The sequence below is a fragment of the Porphyromonas sp. COT-108 OH2963 genome, from assembly GCF_000768895.1.
GTDB classification, from domain to species: domain Bacteria; phylum Bacteroidota; class Bacteroidia; order Bacteroidales; family Porphyromonadaceae; genus Porphyromonas_A; species Porphyromonas_A canoris.
Map to the genome: position 1 here is coordinate 1 of NZ_JRAP01000014.1, position 4494 is coordinate 4494.

1 protein-coding gene is annotated in these 4494 nt (G+C 50.4%); it reads right to left on the minus strand.

Annotated elements, in window-relative coordinates:
- Window positions 1-107 precede the first annotated feature (107 nt).
- Window positions 108-4494: leucine-rich repeat domain-containing protein (locus tag HQ39_RS09290; protein WP_081965417.1), on the minus strand; the 4387-nt coding region annotated here is incomplete at its 5' end.

Sequence of the window (4494 nt, forward strand, 5' to 3'; positions counted from 1 at the left end):
TCCGTCTCGGCACAAAAAAAGCAGTGCCGGCACTTATCGCACCGGCACTGCCCGAATTTGTCTACAATATTTTACGCCCCGCCACTTCGGGGTGAGGGAAATTCCCCTCAATCATAATCAATATTAACCGTCCACCCTTTGTCTTCGGCTATCTTCTTGTTGCACGCATCCGTACCCGGATTGTCTGCTATCCAGATCTTCTTCTCGCCTTCGGTCTGCCCTTTTACATCGGGAAGCGTGCGGAATATGGTATTCAGTGTCTCCGCACTCAGCTTACAGTAGCGGACCCACAACTTATCATTTATGCTGCTTGAGATCTTCAAGGAGCTTAGACTCCGGTTACCCTCACAGGAGAATCGTCTCAAAGCGGTGTTCTTGCTCACATCCAGCGAGGTGAGCCTGTTAGAGTAGCACTCCAACTGTTCCAACTTGGTGTTCTTGCTCACATCCAGCGAGGTGAACTTGTTATGGGAGCAGGACAACGTTCTCAAAGCGGTGTTCTTGCTCACATCCAGCGAGGTGAGGGAGTTATGGCTGCAGGACAAATGTTCCAAAGCGGTGTTCTTGCTCACATCCAGCGAGGTGAGGGAGTTCTTTTCGCAGTCCAAATAAGTCAAGGCAGTGTTCTTGCTCACATCCAGCGAGGTGAGCTTGTTAGACTCGCAGGACAACGTTTTCAAAGCCGTGTTCTTGCTCACATCCAGCGAGGTGAGACTGTTAGAGTAGCAGCCCAACGATGTCAAAGCGGTGTTCTTGCTCACATCCAGCGAGGTGAGACTGCCATAGTAGCAGCCCAACGCGGTTACCTTTCCATACACCGTAATGGTCTGAGAGCCGAGCTTGTACTCTTTATTGAAGTTAAAGCTGGTCACGCTCTCGCCTGCATCTTTGACCTTGTTGTTGTTCAGGTCTATCCAGACATTCGGACGGTCTGCCGGCTCGGCATTGATCAAAATCTTTATCTTCTCGCCGACGGCTTTCGTTGTCGTCATCGTCATGCTGTTGCCGGCAGGCGGAGGAGTATCTTCGACATCCAATTCCCAGCCTTTGTCTGTGGCTATCTTCTTGTTGCACGCTGCCGTGCCCGGATTACCTTGGATAGCGGCTATCTTTCTCTCGCCTTCGGTCAGCCCTTTTACATCGGGAAGTGTTCGGAATATCTCGTTCAGCGTCTCCGCACTCAGCTTGCAGTGGTTGATCCACAACTCATCATTTATGCTGCTCGAGATCTTCAGGGAGCTTAGATTCGGGTTCTTCGAGCAAAAGAATTGTGTCAAAGCAGTGTTCTTGCTCACATCCAGCGAGGTGAGGGAGTTAGAGCCGCAGGACAACACTTTCAAAGCTATATTCTTGCTCACATCCAGCGAGGTGAGGGAGTTAGAGGCGCAGCCCAACACTACCAAAGCGGTGTTCTTGCTCACATCCAGCGAGGTGAGAGAGTTATCGGTGCAGAACATCCGTACCAAAGCCTTGTTCTTGCTCACATCCAGCGAGGTGAGAGAGTTCTCTTCGCAGTCGAACCCGGTTACCTTTCCATACACCGTAACGGTCTGTGCACCGAGTGTGTACTCTTGATAGGAGCCAAATACGGTTACGCTCTCGCCTGCATCTTTGACCTTGTTGTTGTTCAGGTCTATCCAGACATTCGGACGGTCTGCCGGTTTGGCATAGATCTTAAGCATTATCTTCTCGCCGACGGCTTTCGTTGTCGTCATCGTCATGCTGTTGCCGGCAGGCGGAGGAGGAGTATCTTCGACATCCAATTTCCAGCCTTTGTCCTTGGCTATCTTCTTGTTGCACGCTGCCGTACCCGGATTACCTTTGATATATAGCTCTTTCTTCCCTTCTGTCTGCCCTTTTACATCGGGAAGCGTGCGGAATATCTCGTTCAGTGTCTCCGCGCTCAGCTTACACTTTCTGATCCATAACTCGTCCTTTATGCTGCTCGAGATCTTCAAGGAGCTTAGATTCGGGTTCTTTTCGCAGGAGAATTGTGTCAAAGCTATATTCTTGCTCACATCCAGAGAGGTGAGGGAGTTAGAGGAGCAGTACAACTCTGTCAAAGCGGTGTTCTTGCTCACATCCAGCGAGGTGAGGGAGTTAGAGGAGCACACCAACAGTATCAAAGCCTTGTTCTTGCTCACATCCAGGGAGGTGAGGGAGTTATAGGAGCAGCGCAAATCTGTCAAAGCTATATTCTTGCTCACATCCAGAGAGGTGAACTTGTTAGAGCCGCAGCGCAACTCTGTCAAAGCGGTGTTCTTGCTCACATCCAGCGAAGTGAGGGAGTTAGAGTCGCAGTACAACACTGTCAAAGCGGTGTTCTTGCTCACATCCAGCGAGGTGAACTTGTTAGAGTTGCAGTACAACTCTGTCAAAGCGGTGTTCTTGCTCACATCCAGGGAGGTGAGGGAGTTAGAGGGGCAGTACAACTCTGTCAAAGCGGTGTTCTTGCTCACATCCAGCGAGGTGAGGGAGTTATAGCCGCAGTCCAACACTTTCAAAGCTGTGTTCTTGCTCACATCCAGCGAGGTGAGGGAGTTAAAGAGGCAGAGCAACTCTGTCAAAGCCGTGTTCTTGCTCACATCCAGCGAGGTTATATTCTGACCATAGCAGTTCAAGTAGCTTACCTTTCCATACACCGTAACGGTCTGTGCAGCGAGTGTGTACACTTGGTCGGAGCCAAATACGGTTACGCTCTCGCCTGCATCTTTGACCTTGTTGTTGTTCAGGTCTATCCAGACATTCGGACGGTCTGCCGGCTCGGCATTGATATCAAGCTCTATCTTCTCGCCGACGGCTTTCGTTGTCGTCATCGTCATTTGGTTAGGAACAGACGGAGGCGTATCATCCACATCCAATCTCCAGCCTTTGTCTTCGGCTATCTTCTTGTTGCACGCCGCCGCTCCCGGATTACCTTTGACATATAGCTCTTTCTTCCCTTCGGTCTGCTCTTTTACATCGGGAAGCGTGGTGAATATCTCGTTCAGTGTCTCCGCGCTCAGCTTGCAGTCGTTGCAGTCCAAATAGTTGTTTATACTGCTACTGATCTTCACGGAGCTTAGGTTTTTATTCTTCTCGCAGTCCAGAGATGTCAGAGCCTTGTTCTTGCTCACATCCAGCGAGGTGAGACTGTTAGAGTAGCAGACCAATCCTGTCAAAGCCGTGTTCTTGCTCACATCCAGGGAGGTTATCTTCTGACCATAGCAGTTCAAGTAGCTTACCTTTCCATACACCGTAACGGTCTGTGCAGCGAGTGTGTACCCTTTATTGATGCCAAATTCGGTTACGCTCTCGCCTGCATCTTTGACCTTGTTGTTGTTCAGGTCTATCCAGACATCCGCTTGGTCTTCCGGTTCGGCATTCATGCGCAACTCTATCTTTTCGCCTACCTTTTTCTCTGTCGTCATCGTCATGCTGTAGCCGGCAGGCGGAGTATCTTCGACATCCAATGTCCAGCCTTTGTCTGTTGCGATTTTCTTGTTGCACGTATCCGTACCCGGATTGCCTGAGATATAGAGCTCTTTATCTCCGGTGCTCTGCCCTTTCACATCGGGAAGCGTGGTGAATATCTCGTTCAGTGTCTTCGCGCTCAGCTTGCAGTCGTTGACCCACAACGCATCATTTATGCTGCTCGAGATCTTCAAGGAGCTTAGATTCGGGTTATTATAGCAGGCGAATATTGTCAAAGCCGTGTTCTTGCTCACATCCAGCGAGGTGAGGGAGTTATGGGTGCAGGACAACGTTGTCAAAGCCTTGTTCTTGCTCACATCCAGCGAGGTGAGGGAGTTAGAGGAGCAGGACAACTGTTCCAAAGCTGTGTTCTTGCTCACATCCAGGGAGGTGAGGGAGTTAGAGTCGCACTCCAACTCTTTCAAAGCGGTGTTCTTGCTCACATCCAGTGAGGTAAGTCTGTTAGCGTAACAAGTCAATGCTGTCAAAGCGGGGTTTTTGATCACATCCAAGGAAGTGAGATACTGAAACGAGCAGACCAAGGCAGTTACCTTTCCATACACCGTAACGGTCTGTGCAGCGAGTGTGTACTTTTGGTCGGAGCCAAATACGGTTACGCTCTCGCCTGCATCTTTGACCTTGTTGTTGTTCAGGTCTATCCAGACATCCGCTTGGTCTTCCGGCTCGGCATTGATCTTAAGCTCTATCTTCTCGCCTACCTTTTTCTCTGTCGTCAAGGTGATGGAAGGAAGATCCTCTTCCACGTCATCGCCCAAGATCGTCAGGCGGTTATCTTTCCACTCTGCCCGTACACGNACCTTTTTCTCTGTCGTCAAGGTGATGGAAGGAAGATCCTCTTCCACGTCATCGCCCAAGATCGTCAGGCGGTTATCTTTCCACTCTGCCCGTACACGATACGCCTTGCCCGGAGTCATGGAGAAGGCTTTGGCTATCTTCTTGTTCTTGGAGAGCTGAGTCCCGTTGTCTGTCTGCACCGATATGCCGAACTCCGGAATGCTGTTGCCTGTCGGACGATGCCAC